Source organism: Pantoea sp. RG18 (assembly GCF_025910075.1).
Classification (GTDB): Bacteria; Pseudomonadota; Gammaproteobacteria; order Enterobacterales; family Enterobacteriaceae; genus Pantoea; species Pantoea agglomerans.
This window is the reverse complement of the sequence record NZ_JAPCIL010000009.1, coordinates 398484-423808: the sequence shown is the minus strand read 5'-3', so window position 1 is coordinate 423808 and position 25325 is coordinate 398484. Positions and strand designations below refer to the sequence as shown.

Below are 25325 nucleotides of genomic sequence, written 5' to 3'. Positions count from 1 at the left end.
GGTAATGCATTCACTATGGCAGGAAATAAACCCACCAACAAATCGAACGAAACGCAGGATCGCCAGCTCGCAGGCGTGAAAATGCCCCCGCATTCGCTGGAAGCGGAGCAGTCGGTGCTCGGTGGGTTAATGCTGGATAACGAGCGCTGGGACAATGTCTCTGAGCGCGTCGTCGCGAATGATTTTTTCAACCGCTCGCATCGGCTGATTTTTTCAGAGATGCAGCGGCTGCTGGAAAACAGCAAACCTATTGACCTGATTACGCTCTCCGAATCGCTGGAAACCCGTGGCGAGCTGGAGATGGCGGGCGGCTTCGCCTATCTGGCGGAACTGGCGAAGAACACCCCGAGCGCGGCGAACATCGGCGCCTATGCTGACATCGTGCGCGAACGTGCGGTGGTGCGTGAGATGATCGCCGTCGCTAACCAGATTGCCGATGCCGGTTATGATCCGCAGGGGCGTAACAGCGAAGAGCTGCTCGACTTCGCGGAGTCGAACGTCTTTAAAATTGCGGAAGCCCGCGCGGATAAGGATGCTGGCCCGAAAAACATCGAGCAGATTCTGGAATCGACCGTCTCGCGTATCGAATCGCTCTATCAGACACCGCACGATGGCGTCACCGGCGTCGATACCGGCTATCAGGATCTGAATAAAAAGACCGCGGGCCTGCAGGGTTCTGATCTGATTATTGTTGCCGCACGTCCTTCGATGGGTAAAACCACCTTTGCGATGAACCTGTGCGAAAACGCCGCCATGCTGCAGGAAAAACCGGTGCTGATCTTCAGTCTGGAGATGCCCAGCGAGCAGATCATGATGCGTATGCTGGCGTCACTCTCCCGCGTCGATCAGACCCGCATCCGTACCGGGCAGCTGGATGATGAGGACTGGGCGCGTATTTCCGGCACCATGGGTATCCTGCTGGAGAAGAAGAACATGTACATTGATGACTCTTCCGGCCTGACGCCCACCGAAGTGCGTTCGCGCGCCCGCCGCATCTACCGTGAAAACGGTGGATTAAGCATGATCATGATCGACTATCTGCAGCTGATGCGCGTGCCGTCGCTGTCGGACAACCGTACGCTGGAAATTGCTGAGATCTCCCGCTCGCTGAAAGCACTGGCCAAAGAGCTGAACGTGCCGGTTGTGGCGCTGTCGCAGCTTAACCGCTCGCTGGAGCAGCGAGCCGATAAACGTCCGGTCAACTCGGATCTGCGTGAATCGGGCTCGATCGAGCAGGATGCGGATTTGATCATGTTTATCTATCGCGATGAGGTTTACCACGAAAACAGCGATCTTAAAGGGATCGCGGAGATCATTCTGGGTAAACAGCGTAACGGCCCGATCGGTACAGTACGCCTGACCTTTAACGGTCAGTGGTCACGCTTCGACAACTACGCTGGCCCGCAATACGACGACGAATAATCCCCGGTTTGTGCTGTCATGCACGATCTGTGCATGACAGCACCCATCATCACAAAATAGTGTTGGACAACCTCTCGGGTTATCGGGTTATCTGTAACAAAGCGACGCCCATCACGCTGTGGAAACGGAATGACTCACGTAGACGATTACGACCTTAAAATCCTGACTTTATTACAATCCAACGGCCGTCTGACCAACCAGGAACTCAGCGATCTGGTCGGCCTTTCCGCCTCACAATGTTCCCGCCGTCGTATCAATCTGGAACAGGCTAATCTGATCCTGGGTTATCATGCCCGGCTGTCGCCCGATGCGATCGGGCTTGGCATGGTGGGATTGATTGAGGTGCGCTTAATTAACCACACCGCAGAATATGTCGAGAGCTTTCACCGGATGGTGGAGCAGGAGCAGGCGATCGTGGATGCCTATAAAACTACCGGCGATGCGGACTATCTGCTTAAAGTGGCGGTGGCCGATCTCAATTCCCTTAGTGCGTTAATCAGCCAGTTAGTCGCGGGCCACCAGAGCGTTTCCCATGTGAAAACGTCGGTAGTGCTGGGACGCATGAAAGAGAACGGGCTGATGATGCTGCCTGAGCAGAAGACGCGCTAAAAAGGTGCGCGCTGTGCGCTTTTGGTGCACACTTGCGGCAATTAATGCGGAGAGCGCGCATAGAGTCAGAATTTAACGCATAGGTTGACGGTATCAGCCGGCATTTATGCACAAAGTTCTGTTTTAAAGCGCCTTAGATATCAATGGGATATCGCTGGCACCCGGTTTACAGCAGTTCAGTGCTGTGGCGATGGTGCGTTTTTTGCATCGAAACCGCATCATTTGCACTGAGAAAACCCCATGGATAACATCGCAGAACCCTCCCGCGTCCCACATTCGCGCATTGAAGATGCGCTGGCGATGGTGCTTGGCACCCTGATGGTCTCGTTCGGCGTCATTATGCTCAAACAGGCAGGGGCGCTGACCGGCAGCACCGCAGGCATCGCCTTTCTGATCAGCTACCTGTCGCCGCTTTCGTTCGGCAGCGCGTTTTTCCTGATCAACATCCCTTTTTACTGGCTTGCGGTAAAACGCATGGGCTGGGAATTTACGCTGAAAACCTTCTGCGCCGTCGGTCTGGTGTCGCTGTTTACCCAGCTGCACCCGCTGTTCGTCCACTTTTCTGACCTTAACCCCTTCTATGCGACACTGTTCGGTAACGTCATCATGGGAATCGGGTTTATAGTGTTATTTCGTCATAAGGCGAGCCTGGGCGGCATCAATATTCTGGCGCTGTGGCTACAGGATCGCTTTGGGATCCGCGCGGGGAAACTGCAAATGGTGGTCGATACCTGCGTCGTGCTGGCGTCACTCTTTGTGGTGAGCGGCCCCATCCTGCTCGCGTCGATTGCGGGTGCGGTGATCCTGAATCTGATTATTGCAATGAACCACCGTCCGGGACGCTATCGGGTTTAATCCGCATCTTCCCTCTGGACCAATCATGGAGACCTACACCGTGTTTCAAAACGTTGATGCCTATGCTGGCGATCCGATTCTGTCGTTGATGGAAGCCTTCAAACAAGACCCACGCGAACACAAAGTTAACCTGAGTATCGGCCTCTATTACGACGAAAAGGGCATCATCCCGCAGCTGAAGGCTGTAGCCGCTGCCGAAGAGCAGATCTATGCTGAGCCGCATCAGGCATCGCTCTATCTGCCAATGGAAGGACTGAACAGCTACCGTAGTGCGATTGCACCGCTGCTGTTTGGTGCCGATCATCCGGTGTTAAACGCGGGCCGTATCGCCTCTATTCAGACGCTGGGCGGTTCTGGCGCGCTGAAAGTGGGCGCGGATTTCCTTAAGCGCTACTTCCCGCAGTCTGCGGTCTGGGTGAGCGATCCGACCTGGGAAAACCACGTCGCGATTTTTAATGGTGCAGGTTTTGAGGTAAATACCTATCCCTGGTATGACGCAGAGACCCACGGCGTGCGGTTTGATGCCTTTATCAGCACCCTGAAAACCCTGCCAGCGCAGAGCGTCGTGCTGCTGCATCCCTGCTGTCATAACCCGACCGGTGCTGACCTGACCGATGCGCAGTGGGATCAGACCGTTGAGGTGCTGAAAGCACAGCAGCTGATTCCATTCCTGGATATCGCCTATCAGGGCTTTGGTGCCGGCATGCAGCAGGATGCCTATGCGCTGCGTGCAGTCGCGGCGGCGGGCCTGCCAGCCCTGGTGAGCAACTCCTTTTCCAAAATTTTCTCGCTCTATGGCGAGCGCGTGGGCGGTCTCTCTATCGTCTGTGACAGCGCCGAAGAGTCAGCGCGTGTGCTGGGCCAGTTAAAAGCCACGGTTCGCCGCAACTACTCCAGCCCGCCGAATTTCGGTGCGCAGGTTGTCGCGCGCGTACTCAACGATGACGAGTTGAAAGCCAGCTGGCTGGCTGAAGTGGAAGCGATGCGCTTACGCATTCTGGACATGCGTCAGTCGCTGGTGGACGTGCTGAGCACTGCACTGCCAGGTAAAAACTTCGACTACCTGCTGAAGCAGCGTGGCATGTTCAGCTACACCGGCCTGAGTGCGCAGCAGGTCGATCGTCTGCGTAACGAATTTGGCATCTATCTGGTGGGCAGCGGCCGCATGTGTGTGGCCGGTCTGAACAGCAAAAATGTGCATCAGGTGGCTGAAGCGTTTGCCGCCGTGATGTAACGGCCGCCAGGCTGTAAAAAAAACCGTCAGGGTGCTCTCTGGCGGTTTTTTTATGGGTCAGGGTTTACCTTTCGGCGACATGCTGCACACTTAAACGGGATAACCGTTTCAGGAATAAGCTATGTGGCATCAACAAACTATTACGCTGAGCGCGAAGCCGCGCGGGTTTCATCTGGTCACCGATGAGATCGTGAACTCGCTCTCCGGACTGCGTGATATCAAAACCGGTCTGCTGCATCTGCTGTTGCAGCACACTTCGGCGTCGTTAACCTTAAATGAGAATTGCGACCCGACGGTGCGCAGCGACATGGAGCAGCATTTCATGCGGCACGTGCCGGAGAATGCGCCTTATCAGCACGACTACGAAGGGCGTGATGATATGCCGGCGCACATCAAATCGTCGATCTTAGGGGTTTCGTTGTTATTACCGGTTCAGCGGGGACGTCTGGTGCTGGGCACCTGGCAGGGTATCTGGCTGGGCGAGCATCGCATTGAGGGCGGTGCCAGGCGGATTGTCGCCACTTTACAAGGGGAATCGTAATGAATAACTCAGACTTACTGACCTATTGCATGAGTAAGCCGGGCGCGGAGCAGAGCGTCCACAGTGACTGGAAAGCCACGCAGATTAAAAGCAACGGCGTGCTGTTTGCGATGGTACATGAGGCGAAAGGGCGGCCAGCGGTCTCGCTGAAATCGACGCCTGCGCTGGCCGAATTACTGCGCGAAGAGCATAGCGATATTATTCCCAGCGAGCATCTGAACAAGTCACACTGGAGCACGCTATTCCTGGACGGTTCGCTGAAAGATTCGCAGATCTACTATCTGGTCGATGCCTCATTCCAGCAGGTTGCAACGGCCCGCTAAACGGCAATAAAAAACCCTCTTACCTGAGCAAGAGGGTTTCAGAGGCAACGTGTTACGCGGCAGGCTGTTCGCGCAGGGTATTGATGTCGATAACGAAGCGGTATTTCACATCGCTTTTCAGCATGCGCTCATAGGCTTCATTGATCTGGTCCATCGCGATCAGTTCAATGTCTGACGTAATGCCGTGCTCACCACAGAAATCGAGCATCTCCTGGGTCTCTGCGATGCCGCCAATCAGTGAACCGGCGATGCTGCGACGCTTGAAGATCAGGTTAAATACCTGCGGTGCCGGGTGATCGTGCTCCGGTGCACCCACCAGCGTCATGTTGCCATCCAGCTTCAGCAGGGTGATGAAGGGGTTGAGATCGTGCTGAGCCGCCACGGTATTCAGAATGAAGTCGAAGCTGTTGGCGTGCTGCGCCATCTGCTCCGCATCTTTAGAGATCACGACTTCATCGGCACCCAGACGTTTGCCATCTTCAATTTTGGAAGGCGAGGTGGTGAACAGCACCACATGTGCGCCCATGGCATGGGCAATTTTCACGCCCATATGGCCCAGGCCGCCTAAGCCTACGATACCCACTTTCTTGCCCGGGCCGACATTCCAGTGGCGCAGCGGCGAGTAAGTGGTGATACCGGCACACAGCAGCGGTGCCACGCCCGCCAGCTCCAGGTTCTCGGGAATGCGCAGCACAAAGCTCTCATCAACCACCATCGACGTTGAGTAACCGCCGTAGGTAATGGCGCCGGTTTCACGATCTTCACCGTTATAGGTGCCAACAAAGCCGTTTTCACAATACTGCTCCAGACCCTGCTGACAGCTCGGACAGCTGCGGCACGAATCGACCATGCAGCCTACGCCGACCAGATCGCCGACTTTGTATTTCTGCGTCTGCGGGCCAACGGCCGTGACGCGACCGACAATTTCATGACCCGGAACCACGGGAAAAATGGTGTTTTTCCACTCATTACGGGCCTGATGCAGGTCTGAGTGGCAGACGCCACAGAACAGCACCTCAAGCTGAACGTCATGGGCGCGCAGCTCACGCGGCTTAAAATCGAACGGTGCCAGTTTGGATTTTGCATCCTGAGCAGCATACGCATGCGTAATATTCATGGTGTCTCCAGTTTCGATGTGTCGTGAGTGTTATTCGATGAAGTGCAGCAGCGTTGATGTGCTGCGAAAACAGGGCGACGCCAGGGGCGTGCCAAAGAGGAACCGCTTAAGGATAGTCAGCGTGGGGAAAAGCGTATATGCCTATACATGTCTGAATCTTGCCTGATTCTGCAATTTTCTGGCTGAATCGACAGGGGAGAGTAAAAGGCCCGCACGCGGCGGGCCTGACAGAATTACTTCTGTAACAGTGGCTTCAGGAAGCGCGCGGTATGTGATTTCTCACACTCCGCCACGGTTTCTGGCGTACCAGCTACCAGGATTTCACCGCCGCCGCTACCGCCTTCCGGACCCAGGTCGACAATCCAGTCTGCAGTTTTGACCACATCCAGGTTGTGCTCAATCACCACGATGGTGTTGCCCTGATCGCGCAGCTTATGCAGCACTTCCAGCAGCTGCTGGATATCGGCAAAGTGCAGGCCGGTAGTCGGTTCATCCAGAATGTAGAGCGTCTGACCGGTGCCACGCTTTGACAGCTCACGCGCCAGCTTCACGCGCTGGGCTTCACCGCCGGAAAGGGTGGTGGCGGACTGACCGAGGCGGATGTAGGTGAGACCCACATCGATCAGCGTCTGCAGCTTACGCGCCAGCGCCGGCACCGCATCGAAGAACTCACGTGCCTCTTCGATGGTCATTTCCAGCACTTCGTGAATGCTCTTGCCTTTGTACTTCACTTCCAGCGTTTCACGGTTATAGCGTTTGCCTTTGCACTGATCGCACGGCACATAAATGTCCGGCAGGAAGTGCATTTCGACTTTCAGCACGCCATCGCCCTGACAGGCTTCACAGCGTCCGCCACGCACGTTAAAGCTGAAGCGGCCCGGATTGTAGCCGCGTGAACGTGCTTCCGGCACGCCCGCAAACAGTTCACGCACCGGGGTGAAGATGCCGGTGTAGGTGGCCGGGTTGGAGCGCGGTGTACGACCAATCGGACTCTGGTCGATGTCGATTACTTTGTCGAAGTGCTCCAGTCCCGCCACGTCACGGTAAGGTGCCGGTTCGGCGATGGTCGCGCCGTTCAGCGCCCGCTGGGCAATCGGGAAGAGCGTATCGTTGATCAGGGTCGATTTACCCGAGCCGGAAACACCGGTAATACAGGTGAACAGTCCGACCGGCAGCGTCAGCGTGACATCCTTGAGGTTGTTGCCGCGTGCGCCGGTAATCTTCAGTACTTTGGCCGGGTCGCCTTTGACGCGCTCCTCTGGCACTGCAATGCCACGCTTGCCGCTCAGGAACTGGCCGGTCAGTGACGCTTCCTGCGCCATGATCTGATCAACCGTGCCTTCAGCCACCACCTGGCCGCCATGTACGCCCGCACCCGGACCGATATCGATCACATGGTCAGCGGCACGAATCGCATCTTCATCATGCTCAACCACGATCACCGTGTTACCGAGGTCGCGCAGATGAATCAGGGTGCCGAGCAGGCGTTCGTTGTCGCGCTGGTGCAGGCCGATTGAAGGCTCATCCAGCACATACATCACGCCGACCAGACCGGCACCGATCTGGCTGGCCAGACGGATACGCTGTGCTTCACCACCGGACAGGGTCTCGGCGGAACGCGACATCGAAAGATAGTTCAGGCCGACGTTGACCAGGAAGCTCAGGCGATCGCCAATCTCTTTCAAAATTTTCTCGGCGATCTGCGCACGCTGGCCGCTGAGTTTCATGTTTTCAAAGAAGGACATCGCATGGCCGATGCTCATCTCAGAGATGGTCGGCAGCGTGGTGTTCTCCACGAAGACATGACGCGCTTCACGACGCAGACGGGTTCCTTCACAGCTGGCACAGGCGCGGTTGCTGATAAATTTCGCCAGCTCTTCGCGTACCGCTGAGGACTCGGTCTCTTTGTAGCGGCGCTCCATGTTATTGAGCACCCCTTCAAATGGATGACGGCGCACCGAGGTGTCGCCGCGATCGTTGATGTACTTAAATTCGATGCTCTCTTTGCCTGATCCGTACAGAATCACTTTCTGTACGTTTTCTGGCAGGCTGCCGAACGACGCTTCGATATCAAAATCGAGGTGTTCCGCCAGCGAACGCAGCATCTGGAAGTAGTAGAAATTGCGGCGATCCCAGCCGCGGATTGCACCGCCCGCCAGCGAGAGTTCAGGATTCTGCACCACGCGGTCAGGGTCAAAATATTGCTGTACGCCAAGGCCGTCACAGGTCGGACAGGCGCCCGCCGGGTTGTTAAACGAGAACAGGCGCGGCTCCAGCTCGCTCATGCTGTAACCACAGATCGGGCAGGCGAAGTTAGCCGAGAAGAGCAGCTCTTCTGCGGCGCTGTCATCCATGTCCGCCACGATGGCCGTCCCGCCGGAGAGCTCCAGCGTGGTCTCAAACGATTCCGCCAGGCGGGTTGCGAGATCTTCACGTACTTTAAAGCGGTCAATCACCACTTCAATGGTGTGCTTCTTCTGCAGCTCGAGTTTTGGCGGATCGGAGAGGTCACACACTTCGCCATCAATACGCGCACGGATATAACCTTGCGTCGCCAGATTCTCCAGCGTTTTGGTGTGCTCACCCTTACGATCTTTCACCACCGGCGCCAGCAGCATCAGGCGACGGCCTTCCGGCTGGGAGAGCACCTGATCGACCATCTGGCTGACGGTCTGCGCCGCCAGCGGCACATCATGATCCGGGCAGCGCGGTTCGCCAACGCGGGCAAACAGCAGACGCAGGTAATCATGGATCTCGGTGATGGTTCCCACGGTCGAGCGTGGGTTGTGTGAGGTGGATTTCTGTTCAATGGAAATGGCGGGCGACAAACCTTCGATATGATCGACGTCCGGCTTCTCCATTAACGAAAGAAACTGGCGCGCATACGCAGAGAGCGACTCCACATAGCGGCGCTGACCTTCCGCATACAGCGTATCAAACGCCAGTGAGGATTTACCGGAACCTGACAGGCCGGTTACCACAATGAGTTTGTCGCGTGGGATGGTCAGGTTGATGTTTTTCAAATTATGGGTGCGGGCACCACGAACTTCGATCTTATCCATTCACCTTTCCCGGATTAGCAGCACTCACCGCGCCTTGCCGACACGGCCAGAATAAACGTGTCATTATGGCACAAAAAATAGACTGAATAAATATCCAGTACTCTCAGCCTCCGGCGCGCAGCGGATTAAAACTGGAACCCCGCTCGAAAGTGGGAAACAGACCGCAGGACGTGTTAGAATTGATAGATTAGACTGTATGCATTAACTCATCGGGAGACAGCAACATGGCCAGTCGTGGCGTTAACAAAGTGATTCTTGTCGGGAATCTGGGTCAGGATCCGGAAGTACGTTATATGCCAAATGGTGGCGCTGTTGCCAACATTACGCTGGCTACGTCGGAAAGCTGGCGCGACAAGCAGACCGGTGAAAACAAAGAGATCACTGAATGGCACCGTGTGGTTCTGTTTGGCAAACTGGCTGAAGTCGCGGGTGAATACCTGAAAAAAGGGTCGCAGGTCTATATCGAAGGCCAGCTGCGCACCCGTAAATGGCAGGATCAGGGTGGCCAGGAGCGTTACACCACCGAAGTCGTGGTTAACGTTGGCGGTACCATGCAGATGCTGGGTGGCCGTCAGCAGGGCGGTAACGCCGGTGCAGGCGCTCCAGCCGGTGGTGGCGCGCAGGGCGGTGGCAACAACAATGGCTGGGGTCAGCCGCAGCAGCCGCAGGGCAACAATAACCAGTTCAGTGGTGGCGCGCAGTCCCGTCCGCAGCCGCAGCCACAGAGCGCGCCGGCCAGCAACAACAACGAACCACCAATGGATTTCGACGACGATATTCCGTTCTGATTCCGTTGGCCAGAGAGTACAAAAAAAGCCCGCTTTGCGGGCTTTTTTTATGCGCGGCGTCTGGCGGCCAGCTACGACCATTCCGCCAGAATCGCCTCCGTGCTCAGCACACGTGGCACGTTGCCGGGGATCAGCAGTGAGGCCCACACATCATTGTGCTGGTTAATCAGTGCTTCGGCGCTGACCCAGCGGCGATCTGCCGTGGTGTGCGCATCGGCGGCAACGGTAATCGCATAGCCCGCACTGGCACCGACTTTTATCGTGGTATCCAGGCAGTAGTCAGTGGCACAACCGCACACCACAAATTCCTCTACCGCCAGCCTCTTTAACAGCGTGGCCAGGTCGGTGTGCCAGAAGCTGTCGCAGGCAGTTTTGGTCACATAGTGTGCGCCAGCAGGCTGAGCGATGTCTGGCAGCAGCTCGAAAGCCGCATTACCCTCGCACATCTCGCCTTCGCGGTGCTGGATAAATATTGTGATATCGGCGCGTTCGGTCAGCCGGTTAATCTGTGCAATCCTTCCCGCTGTGTCGAAGCGTGGCGTGCTGAAGACGCCATTCTGCATATCAATGACCACGACTACCCGCTGTGCCATGCTTAATCCCATCTGGTTTGAAAAAAGCAGTGTTACCTGAGGCATTGCGGAAAGCAATCTTTTGCATTTTCCCCCCTGTCACAGGCATGCTAAACCGACTGGTTAAATAAGGAGAGAGAAGTGGAAGGTGTTCCGGCGAGTTTTCCCTGTGAGAAAGACCGCGCCCGGTTTCAGCAACTCGCCGAGCTGCCCGGTGTGGAACTCTATCAGGCCCACATCTCCCGCTACGCATTTGAACCCCATACCCATGAAGCCTTTGGTATCGGCACCATTGAAGCGGGCGCGCAACGCTTTCGCTACCGCGGCACCGAATATACTGCGCCGGAGAACTCGCTGGTCATGATGAATCCGGATGAGCTGCATACCGGTGAGTCAGCGTGTGAAGAGGGCTGGCGCTACCAGATGATCTACATTCAGCCGCAGCTGATGGATGAACTGACCGGCGATCGCGGCTGGTGGTTCAACGAGGCGCTGTTGACCGATCCGCGCGTGGCGCGGCCGCTCTCCCGCACGCTGGCGACACTCTGGCAGGCGGAATCACCACTGGCGCGCCAGAGCCTGCTATCAGAACTACTGTTGCAGATTCGTCCGCTGGCACGCATGTCCTCACAGGACAGACCGGATGCACGGCATCGTTTTGATCAGGTAAGAGACTTTCTGCGCGCGAACCTCGCAGAACCGGTGCGGCTGGATGAGCTGGCGGCGCTGGCCTCGCTTTCGCCGTGGCACTTCTTACGCGCCTTTCGTCAGCACTATCACGTTACGCCGCATCAGATGCTGATGGCTTTCCGGCTTTACGACGCCAAGCAAAGGCTGGCACAGGGTGAAGCGGCTGCCAGCGTTGCGGCGGCGGTGGGATTAACCGATCAGGCTCATCTGACCCGCGCCTTTGCAAACCGTTATGGCATCACGCCGGGCCGCTATCAAAAGCAGGTGCGCCAGCCCTGATACCACCGCAATCTGCTACAAGCATTCCCCGCCCGAACCCGCCACACTGAACGAAAAAGCTATATAAGGAAGAAATTATGTTTGCTGGTGTCATGTTTGCCGTCACCGCCGGACTGCTGTGGGGGCTGATCTTTGTCGGGCCGCTGCTGGTGCCTGACTATCCTGGCGCGCTGCAATCGGCGGGACGTTATGTGGCGTTTGGGCTGATTGCGCTGCCGCTGGCCTGGCACGGTCGTCATCGCCTGCGCAAGCTGGCCCGGGCCGACTGGCGTGAGGCGGTAAAGCTCTCGCTGGTGGGAAACCTCTTCTACTATGCGTTTCTGGCGAACGCCATTCAGCGCACTGGCGGGCCGGTCTCCACCATGATTATCGGCACGCTGCCGGTGGTGATCGCTGTGACGGCCAATCTCTGTTACGGCCATCTTGAAGGACGCCTGCCGTGGCGGCGGCTGTTTCCGGCACTGGTCATGATGGCGGCCGGATTACTCTGCGTGAATGCGGCGGAGCTACAGAGTCAGGGCCACACGCTTGATCTCAGCCGTTATCTGACCGGTATCGCGCTGGCGCTGCTGGCTGTGGTCTGCTGGACCTGGTATCCGCTGCGCAATGCCCGCTGGCTGCGTACACATCCCGAACTGCGGCCCTCGACCTGGGCAACAGCGCAGGGAGTCGTGACGCTGCCGATGGCGCTAATCATGTACGCGCTGGTCAGCTCGCAGCTCGCCTGGCAACAGCCGGCTTTTTCGCTGCCGTTTGGGCCGCGTCCTGCGGTGTTTATCTCCCTGATGCTGGCGATTGGTCTGCTCTGTTCCTGGCTGGGGACCTTATGCTGGAACGCTGCCAGCCAGCGTCTGCCCACCGTACTGATGGGGCCACTGATTGTTTTTGAGATCCTTTTCGGTCTGTTGTGGACTTTTCTCTGGTATCAAAGCTGGCCACCCCTGCTCACCGTGACGGGGATTACTTGTCTGATGGCTGGTGTCCTGTGGGCAATGCGCATTAAACCGCAGCCTCTCGTCGTCGCGGTTAAAGAGTAAACCGCGAAGATTGCCAAAAGACCTCTGCCGCGCGGATAACACGCCGCGCGGCTTTTTAAGATTAAACCCTACCCAGATTTGCTCGCTCTGCGGCAGATTTGTGCCGCGAAATCGATTTCATGCCTCTGCGTAATCGTGCCTTTACCCCCGAAAGCCTCTCTCAACCCCTGTTTGTCAGTGAAAAAACGGGACTGATGGTCTCCTGAACATAGCCATGTTTAGCGTTGCCAGGGAGGAACTGTTCAGATATCGGTCGTTAATCAGGAAAAATCGCGCAGCATTATGGACGTTATGCTTTTATCAGCGGCTTTTTATTGCGGTATGGTCCTGAGAAAGGGAGGCAGAAAACCACTATTAACTTCACTCAGTGATGAATGAGTAAGAAAACTCCGCCGCTGCGTTAATAATTAAAGATTAATCTCTGGCATCAATGATGCGCAATGAAGAGAGCGAAAAGATAGACACATAACGTTAGTGATAAGGAGCAATAAACTATTTATCCTGGATTAATCCTGGAGAAAGTATATGCCATTAACCCATTCCCCGGAATTAAACGCAGCCGCAAAAATTTGAGTCAGGTCCAGCATTAACTCAAATATACGGTGATTGTTTTTTGCGCGATGTTTAAATTGGCTTAATGATATTGAGACGATTTAGTTCCGACGATTAGCTGGGCTTACGTAAGAAAGGGAGGGCCCAATCCCGCGTAAACGAGATTGGGAAGGGAAGAATAGCCGTAGAATGCGAGACGTTTGCTGTTGTGAATCAATTTTACCGCAAAAAAAGAAGCTTAGCCGTGAAGCCATTCATTAGTTATAAATGGAGCGGAAAAGGGTGCCGCAATTGTCCTGTTAAATGATCTTCATCTCTTCTGGTAAGAACAAATCTCAGCGTTAAGTCTAAAAAGCGCGGTAGCATTGGGGTTTAGCGGTTCTCCGTGCCTGACGGATAATGGTATACGCTGCGACTGATATCTAATAAGCGGCAGCTGCGACGGGTGCCGATGTCAAAGGTGGCCTGCAGGAAATCCACAGCCTGACGTTTTTCATTAGTGGTAAAGAAGTGCTTCAGAACGCTCTGCAGCATCTCTTTGTCCGAGTTGAGCGTCTGCAGTTCACGCGTGATGTTCTGCAGTTTTTCTTCCAGCTCTTTGATTTTTCTGCCTTCTTCCGAAGACAACCCAGAAAACTTCTTCTTCCAGCTGTAGAACGTGGCTTCAGAGATGCCTAACTCTTCACAAATCTCTCTGACTTTCACGCCCGATTCAGAAGCTTTAATGGCATTTGTGATTTGATCTTCGCTGTATCGTGACTTTCTCATAAATGCTCTTACCTTTCTTATCGATTAATGGATGAGAATGACTTTAATAATTTCTGGCACTGTAAGATTCTATTAAGGCAGTATTAAAGTGCGCGAATTGAATTGCGAAGCCTAAATTAAGATATTTAGAATAAATATCATCATGGGATAAATCTTATTTTATTCTTATCCGGTGGGCGTGCCTTCCTGGAGGGGGATTTTTGTTATAAATTCATCGCATCCAAAATACGAAAAAATTCTACGTACATTGGATATTTAGCCTGACCGACTTGATTAATATGGCGGGAAGGGCTCTTAAAGGTTGTTTTATTTTCAGCCTGAAATCGTTTCCATCTGAAGTGATTCGCGCCATTTATAATAAGAATTATCCTGAATTAACACTCCGGATCATGATTTACATCTCAATTTTCGGACCAGCTTGGTCTGAAGTCTTACATTTTCGCCAGGCCCACTGAGCGCTTATTAATTCGTTACAGGGATGTTGTACCGAAGCGGTTGTAGTTGAGTAATACTAAGGAAGAGTCGATGAAATTGAGCGTAATGTCTAATGCCGCCTGGATGATGTCTGAGAAGATCATCTCCGTTTTTGGCGTCATTTTTGTGACGTCTTACGTGGCGAAATCCTTTGGCCCAACGGTGTTTGGCCAGATGGCGTTTTCTACTTCACTATTTGCGATGGTGCAAACCGTTGCAATCTTTGGCACCGAAACCATTCTGTTTAAACGCGTCAGCAAAAATGCGTCAAAAGGCCTGCGCCTGATGATCATCGCCCGTACGATGAGAATGGTGCTGTTGCTGGTCACTTCGGTGCCAGTCTTAATCTGGGTCTGGTACAACATGCAGGAAAATTTCCTGGCGTTTGCACTGGCCTCATTTGTTGCCTCGGTTTTTGTCACCCAGGACACCTTCAGCGTTTATAACAACGCGCGTCTTGCCTCGCGTCTTAACACCATCGCCAACGCCGTGGGCATGCTGCTGAGTTTCGGCATCAGCTTCACCGTCGCCTGGCTGCGTCTTAATCCGCTCTGGCTGACGCTGTCGATTGTCGCAGTGACTCTGGTGCCTTATCTGATTAAGCGTCACAACTTCTATCAGGACCATCAGGATCAGATGCCACCGCGCGAAAAGCGCACGGCCTATCTGCGTTATCTGATGTATGCCGGTCTGCCACTGGCGATCTCCAGCATCTTTATCTCTGTGCAGGTAAAAGCGGCGCAGATGTTCCTGGCAGGCACGGCACCCGCGCGCGACCTCGGGCTGTTTGCGGCGGCGAATACCATTTCCGCCTCATGGATTTTTATCCCGGTGGCGCTCATCACCTCCTGCTTCACTGAAATCTTCAGGGAGCGGGGCGAGGTCGCCATTAAGCTGGCTGCGCGGCTCAATGGCTATGTTATGGCGGTTTCATTGCTGATGCTGCTGGTCATTTCGCTTTACGGCGAGCGGATCATCATTGCGTTGTACGGCCCGGAATTCACACAGTCAGGAAGTCTCATTACGTTGCTGTCGATAGCGACCAGCTTTTCGGCAATGGGGACCGTAGCGTATCGCTACATGGTCAAAGAGGGAGGATTTAACTACTTGCTGAGGAAAATCATCTGCCTGATGGTCATCAGTTTGCCGCTCTCCTGGTGGTTGATCCAGGGTCACGGCATCATGGGGGCCGCGTGGAGCGTTTTCCTTTCAGAACTTTTGTCCCTGACCGTAATGAATTACTTCTTTAAAAACGGCGTCATTCAAAAGATTCAGGTTTCCTCACTCAACTACAAAACATACAAATGAGGTCAGATATGCTCAAGTTGAAAGAAGAACTCAGAAGAAGTGTGCAGTATTTTATTAAGAAGATGCCCTGGGCTTATCAGGACCGCATCTACTACTTCCATAAGTTCAGAAAGCTGCCCAATCTGCGTCAGCCAAAAGTGTTCAACGAGAAGGTGTTGTACCGTAAGTTTATCTTCGGCGATTACCAGAGCTATGGTCGTCTGTCAGATAAGTACTCGGTGCGCGAATTCATTGCTGAAAAAATCGGTAATGAATACCTGATCCCGCTGGTACACGAAACCACTGACCCGACCACGCTGAACAGCTTACCCTGCTGGAAGGGGACGGTGATCAAGCCGAACCACGCCTCCAACATGGTAGAGATTCTGCTGGAGGAGCCGGACGCACTGCGCAAGCAGCAGATCATTCATGACTGCTATCGCTGGCTGAAGACCGACTTCGCCAACGAAGCGCGTGAGATTCACTATCGCTACATCAAGCCACGTATCCTGGTTGAGAAGTACATTGGTGATGGTAAAAGCGCGCCGATTGATTACAAGTTTCATATGTTCAACAAGCGTGATGGCAAGTTCGAATATGTGCTGCAGGTGATCTACAACCGCTGCCAGCCGCTGCTGTCGATGAATTTCTACGTGAATAACCTCAATGAGGCCTATCACAAGATTCGCGATACCGGTCTGGATGTCTCACCGATTATGCCGTCACTGGAACATGCGCTCGAACTGAGCAAGAAGCTGGCCAGTGATTTCGACTACGTGCGTGTGGACTGGTATATCCATGACGAGCGGATCTACTTTGGCGAACTGACCTTCACCCCAGGTGCAGGACTGGTCACCGGATTAGATCGTGGTTTAAATCAGATGATGGGAGATATGTGGATTCAGGACCGCCGCGGAACGCAGAGCCCGGGCGTTACAGTGCAGGATGTTAATATTCCTGCCATGTTGAAGAAAATTTAAGCACACACAGCAATATAAAAAACCCCGCTAAGCGGGGTTTTTTATGCGCAAAAATCAGGGCATCGGCCAGTCAGCAGGCGCCTGGCTCATCACATCGATAAAGGCATGCTTTGAGATTTCCAGAAAGTTATGCACGTTATCCATGCTCAGGGTAATGCCCATCAGACCGGTAACAAACCAGCAGGTCATGCCTAAACCAATCCCGCCACACATAAATGCCATCACGTGACGGCTATCCTGACGAAGTTTGGTTTTCAGGGTGCTGGCAAAAAACATCATGATTGCGCTCAGCAATTCCCAACGCATAACAAGTAAACTGGCGGTTAACGTAGCCATCGGCCGGACCTCAATATCAGTAAGTATTCCTGACAATCTGCGGACATCACCGGCGGCGGAAAAGTGTGTCAGGGGGTGCTTTTTCGCCGTCAACCCAGGTTCAAAGTGTGACTTGGGTCACATTATATCACCCGATTTTAAATTTTGAACAAAATTTGACTCTGGTATGGTAGCGGCGTGAGGGAATAGTGAGCAGTAGCAGAAGAACGGCGGGGAAATCAGTCAGATGCGCCCGGGCGGGCGCATCTGAGGGGGTCAACGAACCGGACAGCACTCGCCGGTCGTGCGCTGGGTAAAGCTACTGATACCGTCATTGCAGCCAAAACTCAGCAGGCGAGGGCGCTGAATCGCCTGGCGGCGCATGGTATGGCGGTAAGCGGTAGGCGTCTGTGAAAACTGACGACGAAACACACGGGAGAAGGTCTGCTGCGAGTCATAGCCATACTGCATCGCGATATCAAACACCGGCCGCTGTGTCTGTGACAGCGCTTCCGCTGCCAGCGTCAGACGGCGCTCGCGAATATAGCCACCCAGCGTCTGCTTCGTTACCGAACGGAACATACGCTGCAGATGCCATTTCGAATAGCCCGATTTTGCGGCAACCTCATCGATCGACAGGCTCTTATCCAGGTTCTGGTCAATCCAGTGCGTCAGGGAATGAATGATCTCTTCTTGCATCATGGTCTCATCCTTCTGGTGCTTAATAAGCGGTAATGGGAGTTTAGTGGTTTTGATGGAGAGCGAGTATAATTCCTCAAGTTAACTTGAGGTAAAGAGCCTGATGAAAAAAGAACGCAACTATCCGAAACCGGTCTTAACACCGGGTGAAGTGGCGCGCCGCAGCGGTGTGGCGGTTTCGGCGCTGCACTTTTATGAGACAAAAGGACTTATTTTCAGCACCCGCAACAGCGGCAATCAGCGGCGATACAGCCGTGACGTGCTGCGACGCGTCGCGATTATCAAGATTGCGCAGCGTATCGGCATTCCGCTGGCAACGGTCAGTGACAGCCTGGATCACATTCCGCCTGACAAGCGCATGTCGACACCGGAGTGGGATGCGCTGACGCAGCACTGGCGCGAAGAGCTGGATAAGCGCATTGAAACCCTGACCCGCCTGCGTAATGACCTGGATGGCTGTATCGGCTGCGGCTGTTTGTCGATGCGCGACTGCCCGCTGCGCAATCCCGGCGACCGGCTGGGTCTGCAGGGCTCGGGTGCGGTGCTGCTTGACCCGGAACAGGATGATAAACATCCGGATGTGGAGTGACGTCTATACTTGGTGAAGGTCAAAACACAGGGAATCATGATGATCACCGTTCACCATCTTGAGAAATCGCGCTCGCATCGGGTGCTGTGGCTGCTGGAAGAGCTGGAAGTGCCGTACCAGATTAAACGCTATCAACGCGAACCGACCATGCTGGCCCCGGAGGCGCTGAAAAAAGTGCATCCACTGGGAAAATCACCGGTCATTACCGACGGGAACCAGGTAGTGGCAGAGTCAGGTGCCATTCTCGAATACCTTGAAGAGAAATATGATCACGAGTTCCGGCTCAAAGTGAGTGATGAGGCGTCACGGCTGCAGTGCCGCTACTGGCTGCACTATGCCGAAGGCTCGCTGATGCCGCTGCTGGTAATGAAGCTGATCTTCGGTCAGATGGGTAAAGCACCGGTGCCGTGGCTGCTGCGCCCGGTCGGGGCGGCATTCGGTAAAGGCGTGCAGAAGGCGTTTCTGGATAAACAGCTTAAGCCACACATGCAGATGATCGAACAGCATCTGGCTGCAAATCCCTGGTTCGCCGGTCAGCGCTTCAGTATCGCTGATATCCAGATGAGCTTTCCGCTGCTGGCGCTTGCGCGACGTGCCGGACTGGAGCAGATGCCCGCCAGCCAGAAATGGCTGCAGACTGTGCAACAGCGTGCCGCCTGGCAGCGCGCGATCGATCAGGGCGGCGAGCTTTCGCTGCCAGGTTAATTCCCCTCTTCCACTGGCGGGTCGTGTCTCATCACGGCTGCGCCAGTGCGCATCCCCCTGAAAATCGCGTTAACTTCAGGGCGTCAGCGTTTGACGTCGGCCTGGGCCACGTGGCTGCTGGCGACTTAAGCCTGATCTTTATGCTGAAGAATCTCCCTCTGACAGTTGAAAATGTGCCGCTAAACGCCGGATAATCGCATGCCTTTTTATCTGGCCGCTTCTGGCGGCCAACTATCTGCGGCAAGGTAAACGTTTGCCTGCCGGGTAAAACCCGACAGTGACGCCGTCTACCCGCTTATTCCAGGGACAGCGATGGTCGCAGAGCGATCCACACAACAAAAATTTTTGAGGCTCAACTATGTCAACTGAATCACGCCCGGCCAGTGGAAAACTGGACGCCTGGTTCTCGATCTCGGCGCGCGGCAGCAGCGTGCGCCAGGAAATTCTGGCCGGACTTACCACCTTCCTGGCGATGGTCTACTCCGTTATCGTGGTGCCAGGAATGCTGGGCAAGGCCGGTTTTCCCCCCACGGCCGTGTTTGTCGCCACCTGCCTGGTTGCCAGCTTTGGTTCCATCATTATGGGCCTGTGGGCCAATCTGCCGATGGCGATTGGCTGTGCAATCTCCTTAACCGCCTTTACCGCTTTCAGCCTTGTGCTGGGCCAGCACATCAGCGTGCCGGTCGCGCTGGGCGCGGTGTTCCTGATGGGCCTGCTGTTTACCCTGATCTCGGTGACCGGCATTCGAGCCTGGATCCTGCGTAACCTGCCGATGGGCGTGGCGCACGGCACCGGCGTCGGGATTGGCCTGTTTTTGCTGCTGATTGCGGCTGACGGTGTAGGCCTGATAGTGAAAAACCCGGCACCGGGCCTGCCGGTGGCGCTGGGGCACTTCACCACCTTTCCGGTAATGATGACGCTGCTGGGACTGGCAGCGATTATTGGACTGGAGAAGCGCCGGATGCCCGGCGGTATACTCATGACAATTATCGCCATTTCGCTGCTGGGGCTGATTTTCGATCCGGCGGTGAGCTACAAAGGATTGTTTGCGCTGCCGAGCCTGCGTGATGCCAGCGGTGAGTCGCTGCTGTTCAGCCTCGACATTATGGGCGCGATGCAGCCGGTCGTGCTGCCAAGCGTGCTGGCACTGGTGATGACGGCGGTCTTTGACGCGACCGGCACCATTCGCGCGGTCGCGGGTCAGGCAAATCTGCTGGATAAACAGGGCCAGATTATCAATGGTGGCCGTGCGCTGACTAGCGACTCCGTCAGCAGCCTGTTCGCGGGTCTGGTGGGCGCGTCACCGGCTGCGGTTTATATCGAATCGGCGGCAGGAACGGCGGCGGGGGGTAAAACCGGTCTTACCGCGATTGTGGTCGGCCTGCTGTTCCTTGCCATTCTGTTTATGTCACCGCTGGCGTATCTGGTGCCGGCTTACGCCACCGCGCCTGCATTAATGTATGTGGGTCTGCTGATGCTCAGTAATGTGGCGAAAGTCGACTTTAATGATTTTGTCGATGCGATGTCGGGCCTGTTAACGGCGGTGATTATCGTGCTCACCTGTAACATCGTCACCGGCATTATGATCGGCTTCGCCAGCCTGGTCGTGGGGCGTCTCTTCGCGGGGGAATGGCGCAAGCTCAACGTCGGCACCGTCATTATTGCTATCGCGCTGGTGGCGTTTTACGCCGGTGGCTGGGCGATCTGACTGTACAACCGGGCGTGCGGCTGCACGTCCGGAATTTTTCACTATTTTCCCGCCCGGCGCACGCGTAGCTGACAATCTTCACCGCAGTTTGTTTTACACTTTAGCGCTTAACCAATGATTGAAAGAAACGACGCCTAAGGAAAGCATGGAAATCTTTTTTACAATTCTCATCATGACGCTGGTCGTGTCGCTCTCTGGCGTCGCGGCTCGTATCCTCCCTTTTCAGATCCCGTTGCCGCTGGTTCAGATCGCCGTGGGTGCGATGCTGGCCTGGCCAACTTTTGGTCTGCATGTCGACTTTGACCCGGAGCTGTTTCTGGTGCTCTTTATTCCGCCGCTGCTGTTCGCGGATGGCTGGAAGACGCCGATCAGTGAGTTCCTGCATCATGGTCGCGAGATAATTGGCTTAGCACTGGCGCTGGTCCTGATTACCGTGATCGGCATCGGCTATCTGATCTACTGGCTGGTACCAGGTATCCCGCTGATCCCTGCCTTTGCGCTGGCGGCGGTGCTGTCACCGACCGATGCCGTGGCGCTCTCAGGCATTGTCGGTGAAGGCCGTATTCCCAAGAAGATTATGTCGATCGTGCAGGGCGAAGCCCTGATGAATGACGCTTCGGGCCTGGTATCGCTGAAATTTGCCGTGGCAGTCGCCATGGGTACCATGGTGTTTACCTGGGGCGGTGCCAGCGTTGAGTTCCTGAAAGTGGCGGTGGGTGGTCTGATTGCGGGTGTCGCGATCTGCTGGCTCTACGGTAAGTCACTGCGCCTGCTCAGCCGCTGGAGCGGTGACGATCCGGCTACCCAGACCGTACTGCTGCTGCTGCTGCCGTTCGCTTCTTACCTGATTGCTGAACATCTGGGTGTCTCAGGCATCCTGGCGGCCGTGGCTGCCGGTATGACCATCACCCGTTCCGGTATTATTCGTCAGGCACCGCTGGCGATGCGCCTGCGTGCCAACAGCGTCTGGCAGATGCTGGAGTTCGTCTTTAACGGCATGGTCTTCCTGATGCTGGGCCTGCAGTTGCCGGATATTCTGCAGACCTCTGTTGATCAGGCGCAGGCCGATCCGAACGTCGAGCTCTGGATGCTGTTTGCCGATATCGGGCTGGTCTATGCCGCGCTGATGATCGTGCGTTTTGGCTGGCTGTGGATTATGCAGCGCTTCAGCAAACGCCTGCTGAAGAAGAAGCCGCTGGAGTTCTCCAACTACTCGTTGCGTGAACTGCTGATCGCCTCCTTTGCGGGTGTGCGCGGCGCGATTACCCTGGCCGGTGTCCTGTCGATTCCGCTGTTCCTGACCAACGGCGAGCCTTTCCCGGCGCGTTATGAGCTGGTCTTTATCGCCACCGGCGTGATTCTCTTCTCGCTGCTGGTGGGAGTGGTGATCCTGCCGATTCTGCTGCGCGGCATTGATACCATTGATAAAGGCGCACACCGTCGCGAGTTGCAGAATGCGCGAGCGGTAATGGCAGGCGCAGCCATTGAAAGCCTGCACAAGATGGAAGAGCGGCTGGAGAATGAGTCGGAAGAGAACATCGATCCGGAGCTGCTTAAAGAGGTGAGTCTGCGGGTGATTGGCAACTTACGTCGTCGCGCCGAAGGGAAGAATGACCTTGAACACGCGCTATTTGCTGAGAACCTGGAGCGTCGCTTCCGCCTGACCGGACTGCGTGCCGAACGCGCTGAGGTCTATCATCTGCGCGCCACCCAGCAAATCTCCAATGAGACGATGCAGAAGTTACTGCACGACCTGGATCTGCTGGAAGCGCTGCTGATCGAAAAAGAGGAGTAAGTCCTGACTGGCACGCCTGCGCGTTAATGCGGCGTGCCAGCCTTTCACACCGACAGGCGCGGCGGCTCATCCGGCCAATGCTCGCGACAACAGGCTATCCACGCCTGCGCACTGCGCGACAGATAACTCCCTTCCCGCCAGATCAATCCCAGACTCCACTTCAGCTCCGATTCCAGCGGCAGCCACAGCAGCGACTGCTTATCCAGCCGCTGACAGATCGGCTCCGGCAGAATCGCCAGCCCCATCTCCGCCTGCACCATCGCCGCCAGAAAATCCCACTGTCCGCTGCGAACCGCCACCGTTGGCGTCAGGTTGAGCCGCTGAAACGCCTGCATCAGCTGACGATTCAGAGAGAACTCCTCATTGAAAATCAGCAGTGGATGCTCTGCCAGTTCTGCCAGTCCAATCTGCTGGCGGCTGAGCCACTCCGGGCGACGCGGCAGCAGTACGCAGAGCGGATGATGCATCAGGGGCAGGGTGTTCAGCGGCAGCTCGGCATCGACCGGTAGCGCGGTCAGGGCGATATCCAGACTGCCCGCCAGCACCGCCTGTTGGACGGTCAGACCGCCGAACTCAGAGATTTTCAGCTTCACACCGGGATAGCGGCGGCGAAACGCGGAAATCGAACCGGCAATCTGCATACCGACCATCGGCGGAATACCCAGTCGCAGCTCACCGGTTTTGAGCTGGTTGATGTCACCAATCTCCGCTTCCAGCTGATGAAACTCCTGCAGGATCGCCAGGCCGCGCTGATAGACCGCCTGGCCGCTGTCGGTGAGGTGCAGACGACGACCATCGCGCAGGATCAGCGTGCAGCCCAGCTCCTCCTCCAGCTGGCGCAACATTTTGCTGATGGTCGGTTGCGTCACAAACAGCTTCTGCGCCGCACGGGTAAAGCTTTGCTGGCGTACGACTTCAGTAAAGTAACGCAGGGCGCGGACATCCATAACTATTCCTTTCAGGCATGATTTCGATAATTTTAATTCATTTTTTTCACCTTCTGTTGACGATTTATACTGGTGACATCAATTTAATCGGGGAGACAAGGTGATGGCGTTAGCGCTCACTTTACGCAGCAACCGCGCAGTGCAATGGCTCAGCCTGCCGCTCCAGCTGGGTTTCTATATCGGCCTGTTTATCGCCTGCGACCGGCTGGTGAGCTGGCTGCATCTGCCGCTGCCCGCCAATATCGTCGGGATGCTGCTGCTGCTGGCGTTAATCGTGACGCGGATTGTGCCGCTGAACTGGGTGAAAGCCGGATCACGCTGGCTGCTGGCCGAGATGCTGCTGTTCTTTATTCCGGCGGTGGTGGCGGTGGTGAACTATGGCGATCTGCTGCGGGTTGATGGCTGGCGCATCTGTGTGGTGATTGGCGTCAGTACGCTGCTGGTGCTGGCCTCGACTGCCTGGGTGGTGGACCGGCTTTATCAGTATGAATTCGCGCGCGCCGCGCGTAAGCAGGATCCGCATGCGTGATTTTCTTCTCAGCCTGCTGTGTGTAGCCGTTACGCTGCTGGTTTATGCGCTGAATAAACGGCTTTATCGCCGCTGGCGGACGCTGCTGCTGATGCCACTGGTGATGACGCCGCTGGTGCTGGTGGCATTGCTGCTGCTGACGCATATCAGCTGGCAGGATTACATCGCCGAAAACCACTGGCTGCTCTGGCTGCTGGGGCCAGCGACGCTGGCGTTTGCGGTGCCGGTCTATGAGAACGTGGAAATTATTAAGCGCCACTGGCTGTCGCTGAGCGCGGGCGTAGTGACCGCGACGCTGGTCGCCGTCTGCAGTTCCGTCTGGCTGGCGCGACTGTTAACCCTGCCGGAGTCGATTCAGCGCAGCCTGGCCGTGCGCTCTATCACCACGCCGTTTGCGCTGGCTGCGGCGGGTCCGATTGGCGGGCAGCCCGATCTGGTAGCGCTGTTCGTGGTGATTACAGGCGTGTTTGGCATGGCAATCGGCGACGTGCTGTTTCTGCGGCTCGCCATTAAGCAGGGCGTGGCGAAAGGCGCGGGATTCGGTGCGGCGTCACACGGTGCCGGCACGGCACGCGCCTATCAGATTGGCGAGCAGGAGGGCGTGGTCGCCAGCCTGGTGATGATGCTCTCTGGCGTGGTGACCGTGGTGCTGGCCCCGCTGATTGGGCACCTGATGTGGACAATATAGGCTACACTCCGTCGCACAGACGCTGGTCTGCGCTGAGACACGTATTTTTACGTAAAGTTTTCCAGATTTTGTTGTCTCCCCATTTCAGGCTGTTAACCTTGCGGCCGAATTAATTGTCCTTTCACGGAGTGGAATCATGTTTAAGCAACTTGTTGCCGGGAGCGCCCTCGGGCTGGTTTTAATGAGCGGTGCCGCTCAGGCGATTGAAGGCAGTGTTGATGTCAGCGAACACAACACCAACCTGAATGTGGGTCTGGGCACCACAACACCCGGTCTGTTTCTGAAAGGTAACTGGCTGCGTAGCGACCATGACGGCAGTACCTACGGTGCCGGTCTGGGTTACAACGTTGATTTCGGGCCGCTGCGTCTGGCGCCGACCGCAAAAGCGATCTTCACCCATCCTGAAGATGGAAAAGATGGATTTGCGGTGGCGCTGGGTGGTGCAGCACACTACAGCTTCAACAGCATGTGGGGCCTGTATGGCGAATATTATTACGCGCCAGAGTCTTTCACCGATCAGCTCGACAGCTATCAGGAAGCCGGTGGCGGCCTGAGCTTCACGCCGGTTTCACTGCTTAACCTGCGTGTGGGTTATCAGTACATCGAACTGAACAACAAAGATGGACGCAAAGATAACGTGCTGGTCGATGGCCCGTACGTGGGTGCATCGCTGCGCTTCTGATTCTGCTGCGCAAAAGAAGAGGGCGACTACTTCGGTAGCCGCCCTTTTTTATTGCCTGCTCTTTATGAACGAAAAGCC

Annotated in this window: 25 protein-coding genes; 18 read left to right on the top strand and 7 right to left on the bottom strand. The window is 55.5% G+C overall.

Going from position 1 to position 25325, the window contains the following annotated elements:
* Nucleotides 1–15 precede the first annotated feature (15 nt).
* The 6 genes from dnaB to OK409_RS12985 all read left to right on the top strand — a co-directional run bounded on the left by dnaB (nt 16) and on the right by OK409_RS12985 (nt 4984).
* On the top strand, nt 16–1422 hold the full coding sequence (gene dnaB / locus OK409_RS13010) for a replicative DNA helicase (RefSeq protein WP_010252197.1): 1407 nt from the start codon (nt 16–18) through the stop codon (nt 1420–1422).
* Nucleotides 1423–1551: 129 nt separating this feature from the next.
* Nucleotides 1552–2031 carry an Lrp/AsnC family transcriptional regulator gene (locus tag OK409_RS13005; RefSeq protein ID WP_010252196.1) on the top strand — a complete coding sequence of 160 codons (480 nt, stop codon included), beginning with the start codon at nt 1552–1554 and terminating at the stop codon, nt 2029–2031.
* A 240-nt stretch (nt 2032–2271) separates the two neighbouring features.
* Entirely contained in the window at nt 2272–2886 is a 615-nt protein-coding gene (locus OK409_RS13000; RefSeq protein WP_010672216.1) for a YitT family protein, read from the top strand.
* A 40-nt stretch (nt 2887–2926) separates the two neighbouring features.
* Nucleotides 2927–4120, top strand: coding sequence for an aromatic amino acid transaminase (locus tag OK409_RS12995; protein ID WP_010252191.1), 1194 nt, complete (start codon nt 2927–2929; stop codon nt 4118–4120).
* Between the two features lie 121 nt (nt 4121–4241).
* A complete protein-coding gene (locus OK409_RS12990; RefSeq protein WP_010252188.1) occupies nt 4242–4661 on the top strand; it encodes a secondary thiamine-phosphate synthase enzyme YjbQ in 420 nt (139 codons plus the stop codon).
* Complete coding sequence (locus OK409_RS12985; RefSeq protein ID WP_010252186.1) at nt 4661–4984, top strand: MmcQ/YjbR family DNA-binding protein; 324 nt, start codon at nt 4661–4663, stop codon at nt 4982–4984. The genes OK409_RS12990 and OK409_RS12985 overlap by 1 nt, the downstream gene beginning before the upstream one ends.
* A 52-nt stretch (nt 4985–5036) precedes the next feature.
* Here the strand turns inward: OK409_RS12985 and OK409_RS12980 are convergent, their stop codons facing one another.
* Entirely contained in the window at nt 5037–6101 is a 1065-nt protein-coding gene (locus OK409_RS12980; RefSeq protein ID WP_010252184.1) for an NAD(P)-dependent alcohol dehydrogenase, read from the bottom strand.
* A gap of 233 nt (nt 6102–6334) precedes the next feature.
* A complete protein-coding gene (gene uvrA, locus OK409_RS12975; RefSeq protein WP_010252182.1) occupies nt 6335–9163 on the bottom strand; it encodes an excinuclease ABC subunit UvrA in 2829 nt (942 codons plus the stop codon).
* 224 nt (nt 9164–9387) lie between these two features.
* Here uvrA and ssb1 point away from each other — a divergent pair, with 224 nt between their 5' ends.
* A complete protein-coding gene (gene ssb1, locus OK409_RS12970; protein ID WP_010252180.1) occupies nt 9388–9951 on the top strand; it encodes a single-stranded DNA-binding protein SSB1 in 564 nt (187 codons plus the stop codon).
* A 71-nt stretch (nt 9952–10022) separates the two neighbouring features.
* On the opposite strand, the gene OK409_RS12965 is transcribed toward ssb1, so the two are convergent.
* Nucleotides 10023–10544, bottom strand: a complete 522-nt coding sequence (locus tag OK409_RS12965; protein WP_264367130.1) for an isochorismatase family protein — start codon at nt 10542–10544, stop codon at nt 10023–10025.
* 120 nt (nt 10545–10664) lie between these two features.
* Here OK409_RS12965 and OK409_RS12960 point away from each other — a divergent pair, with 120 nt between their 5' ends.
* Together OK409_RS12960 and OK409_RS12955 are read left to right on the top strand one after the other, a co-directional pair.
* Nucleotides 10665–11492 carry an AraC family transcriptional regulator gene (locus tag OK409_RS12960; RefSeq protein WP_179257386.1) on the top strand — a complete coding sequence of 276 codons (828 nt, stop codon included), beginning with the start codon at nt 10665–10667 and terminating at the stop codon, nt 11490–11492.
* Nucleotides 11493–11569: 77 nt separating this feature from the next.
* The gene (locus OK409_RS12955; protein ID WP_010672054.1) at nt 11570–12529 is read left to right on the top strand and encodes a DMT family transporter; all 960 of its coding nucleotides are present in this window, start codon (nt 11570–11572) and stop codon (nt 12527–12529) included.
* Between the two features lie 924 nt (nt 12530–13453).
* Here OK409_RS12955 and OK409_RS12950 read toward each other — a convergent pair.
* A complete protein-coding gene (locus OK409_RS12950) occupies nt 13454–13849 on the bottom strand; it encodes a transposase (protein ID WP_003855733.1) in 396 nt (131 codons plus the stop codon).
* 525 nt (nt 13850–14374) lie between these two features.
* Here OK409_RS12950 and OK409_RS12945 point away from each other — a divergent pair.
* Nucleotides 14375–15631, top strand: coding sequence for an oligosaccharide flippase family protein (locus tag OK409_RS12945; RefSeq protein ID WP_264367129.1), 1257 nt, complete (start codon nt 14375–14377; stop codon nt 15629–15631).
* Between the two features lie 8 nt (nt 15632–15639).
* Nucleotides 15640–16590 carry an ATP-grasp fold amidoligase family protein gene (locus OK409_RS12940; protein ID WP_010252168.1) on the top strand — a complete coding sequence of 317 codons (951 nt, stop codon included), beginning with the start codon at nt 15640–15642 and terminating at the stop codon, nt 16588–16590.
* 54 nt (nt 16591–16644) lie between these two features.
* Here the strand turns inward: OK409_RS12940 and OK409_RS12935 are convergent, their stop codons facing one another.
* Together OK409_RS12935 and soxS are read right to left on the bottom strand one after the other, a co-directional pair.
* On the bottom strand, nt 16645–16926 hold the full coding sequence (locus OK409_RS12935) for a YjcB family protein (protein ID WP_010252166.1): 282 nt from the start codon (nt 16924–16926) through the stop codon (nt 16645–16647).
* A gap of 255 nt (nt 16927–17181) precedes the next feature.
* Nucleotides 17182–17607 (bottom strand): superoxide response transcriptional regulator SoxS, encoded by a 426-nt coding sequence (soxS, locus tag OK409_RS12930; protein ID WP_010252163.1) that lies wholly within the window; start codon nt 17605–17607, stop codon nt 17182–17184.
* 100 nt (nt 17608–17707) lie between these two features.
* On the opposite strand from soxS, the gene soxR reads away from it, so the two are divergent.
* The 4 genes from soxR (at nt 17708) to OK409_RS12910 (ending at nt 22401) form a co-directional block, all read left to right on the top strand.
* Entirely contained in the window at nt 17708–18193 is a 486-nt protein-coding gene (gene soxR, locus OK409_RS12925) for a redox-sensitive transcriptional activator SoxR (protein ID WP_264367128.1), read from the top strand.
* A gap of 39 nt (nt 18194–18232) precedes the next feature.
* Entirely contained in the window at nt 18233–18898 is a 666-nt protein-coding gene (locus OK409_RS12920) for a glutathione S-transferase family protein (protein ID WP_010252159.1), read from the top strand.
* A 358-nt stretch (nt 18899–19256) separates the two neighbouring features.
* On the top strand, nt 19257–20606 hold the full coding sequence (locus tag OK409_RS12915; RefSeq protein WP_010672052.1) for an NCS2 family permease: 1350 nt from the start codon (nt 19257–19259) through the stop codon (nt 20604–20606).
* Between the two features lie 145 nt (nt 20607–20751).
* Complete coding sequence (locus tag OK409_RS12910) at nt 20752–22401, top strand: Na+/H+ antiporter (RefSeq protein WP_010252155.1); 1650 nt, start codon at nt 20752–20754, stop codon at nt 22399–22401.
* Nucleotides 22402–22445: 44 nt separating this feature from the next.
* Here the strand turns inward: OK409_RS12910 and OK409_RS12905 are convergent, their stop codons facing one another.
* A complete protein-coding gene (locus OK409_RS12905; RefSeq protein WP_010252153.1) occupies nt 22446–23348 on the bottom strand; it encodes a LysR family transcriptional regulator in 903 nt (300 codons plus the stop codon).
* A gap of 103 nt (nt 23349–23451) precedes the next feature.
* Here OK409_RS12905 and OK409_RS12900 point away from each other — a divergent pair, with 103 nt between their 5' ends.
* The 3 genes from OK409_RS12900 to OK409_RS12890 all read left to right on the top strand — a co-directional run bounded on the left by OK409_RS12900 (nt 23452) and on the right by OK409_RS12890 (nt 25247).
* Nucleotides 23452–23877: a CidA/LrgA family protein gene (locus tag OK409_RS12900; RefSeq protein WP_264367127.1), complete on the top strand. Its 426-nt coding sequence runs from the start codon at nt 23452–23454 to the stop codon at nt 23875–23877.
* Entirely contained in the window at nt 23870–24565 is a 696-nt protein-coding gene (locus OK409_RS12895; protein WP_010252149.1) for an LrgB family protein, read from the top strand. Before OK409_RS12900 ends, OK409_RS12895 begins: the two co-directional genes overlap by 8 nt.
* Before the next feature lie 136 nt (nt 24566–24701).
* Nucleotides 24702–25247 carry a YfaZ family outer membrane protein gene (locus OK409_RS12890; protein WP_010252147.1) on the top strand — a complete coding sequence of 182 codons (546 nt, stop codon included), beginning with the start codon at nt 24702–24704 and terminating at the stop codon, nt 25245–25247.
* The last annotated feature ends 78 nt before the right edge of the window (nt 25248–25325 follow it).

What these genes read in the sequence shown, in the direction of transcription:
- dnaB (WP_010252197.1), top strand. Translation starts at nt 16, where the DNA reads ATGGCAGGAAATAAACCCACCAACAAATCGAACGAAACGCAGGATCGC.
- OK409_RS13005 (WP_010252196.1), top strand. Translation starts at nt 1,552, where the DNA reads ATGACTCACGTAGACGATTACGACCTTAAAATCCTGACTTTATTACAA.
- OK409_RS13000 (WP_010672216.1), top strand. Translation starts at nt 2,272, where the DNA reads ATGGATAACATCGCAGAACCCTCCCGCGTCCCACATTCGCGCATTGAA.
- OK409_RS12990 (WP_010252188.1), top strand. Translation starts at nt 4,242, where the DNA reads ATGTGGCATCAACAAACTATTACGCTGAGCGCGAAGCCGCGCGGGTTT.
- OK409_RS12985 (WP_010252186.1), top strand. Translation starts at nt 4,661, where the DNA reads ATGAATAACTCAGACTTACTGACCTATTGCATGAGTAAGCCGGGCGCG.
- OK409_RS12980 (WP_010252184.1), bottom strand. Translation starts at nt 6,101, where the DNA reads ATGAATATTACGCATGCGTATGCTGCTCAGGATGCAAAATCCAAACTG.
- uvrA (WP_010252182.1), bottom strand. Translation starts at nt 9,163, where the DNA reads ATGGATAAGATCGAAGTTCGTGGTGCCCGCACCCATAATTTGAAAAAC.
- ssb1 (WP_010252180.1), top strand. Translation starts at nt 9,388, where the DNA reads ATGGCCAGTCGTGGCGTTAACAAAGTGATTCTTGTCGGGAATCTGGGT.
- OK409_RS12965 (WP_264367130.1), bottom strand. Translation starts at nt 10,544, where the DNA reads ATGGCACAGCGGGTAGTCGTGGTCATTGATATGCAGAATGGCGTCTTC.
- OK409_RS12955 (WP_010672054.1), top strand. Translation starts at nt 11,570, where the DNA reads ATGTTTGCTGGTGTCATGTTTGCCGTCACCGCCGGACTGCTGTGGGGG.
- OK409_RS12950 (WP_003855733.1), bottom strand. Translation starts at nt 13,849, where the DNA reads ATGAGAAAGTCACGATACAGCGAAGATCAAATCACAAATGCCATTAAA.
- OK409_RS12945 (WP_264367129.1), top strand. Translation starts at nt 14,375, where the DNA reads ATGAAATTGAGCGTAATGTCTAATGCCGCCTGGATGATGTCTGAGAAG.
- OK409_RS12940 (WP_010252168.1), top strand. Translation starts at nt 15,640, where the DNA reads ATGCTCAAGTTGAAAGAAGAACTCAGAAGAAGTGTGCAGTATTTTATT.
- OK409_RS12935 (WP_010252166.1), bottom strand. Translation starts at nt 16,926, where the DNA reads ATGGCTACGTTAACCGCCAGTTTACTTGTTATGCGTTGGGAATTGCTG.
- soxS (WP_010252163.1), bottom strand. Translation starts at nt 17,607, where the DNA reads ATGATGCAAGAAGAGATCATTCATTCCCTGACGCACTGGATTGACCAG.
- soxR (WP_264367128.1), top strand. Translation starts at nt 17,708, where the DNA reads ATGAAAAAAGAACGCAACTATCCGAAACCGGTCTTAACACCGGGTGAA.
- OK409_RS12920 (WP_010252159.1), top strand. Translation starts at nt 18,233, where the DNA reads ATGATCACCGTTCACCATCTTGAGAAATCGCGCTCGCATCGGGTGCTG.
- OK409_RS12915 (WP_010672052.1), top strand. Translation starts at nt 19,257, where the DNA reads ATGTCAACTGAATCACGCCCGGCCAGTGGAAAACTGGACGCCTGGTTC.
- OK409_RS12910 (WP_010252155.1), top strand. Translation starts at nt 20,752, where the DNA reads ATGGAAATCTTTTTTACAATTCTCATCATGACGCTGGTCGTGTCGCTC.
- OK409_RS12905 (WP_010252153.1), bottom strand. Translation starts at nt 23,348, where the DNA reads ATGGATGTCCGCGCCCTGCGTTACTTTACTGAAGTCGTACGCCAGCAA.
- OK409_RS12900 (WP_264367127.1), top strand. Translation starts at nt 23,452, where the DNA reads ATGGCGTTAGCGCTCACTTTACGCAGCAACCGCGCAGTGCAATGGCTC.
- OK409_RS12895 (WP_010252149.1), top strand. Translation starts at nt 23,870, where the DNA reads ATGCGTGATTTTCTTCTCAGCCTGCTGTGTGTAGCCGTTACGCTGCTG.
- OK409_RS12890 (WP_010252147.1), top strand. Translation starts at nt 24,702, where the DNA reads ATGTTTAAGCAACTTGTTGCCGGGAGCGCCCTCGGGCTGGTTTTAATG.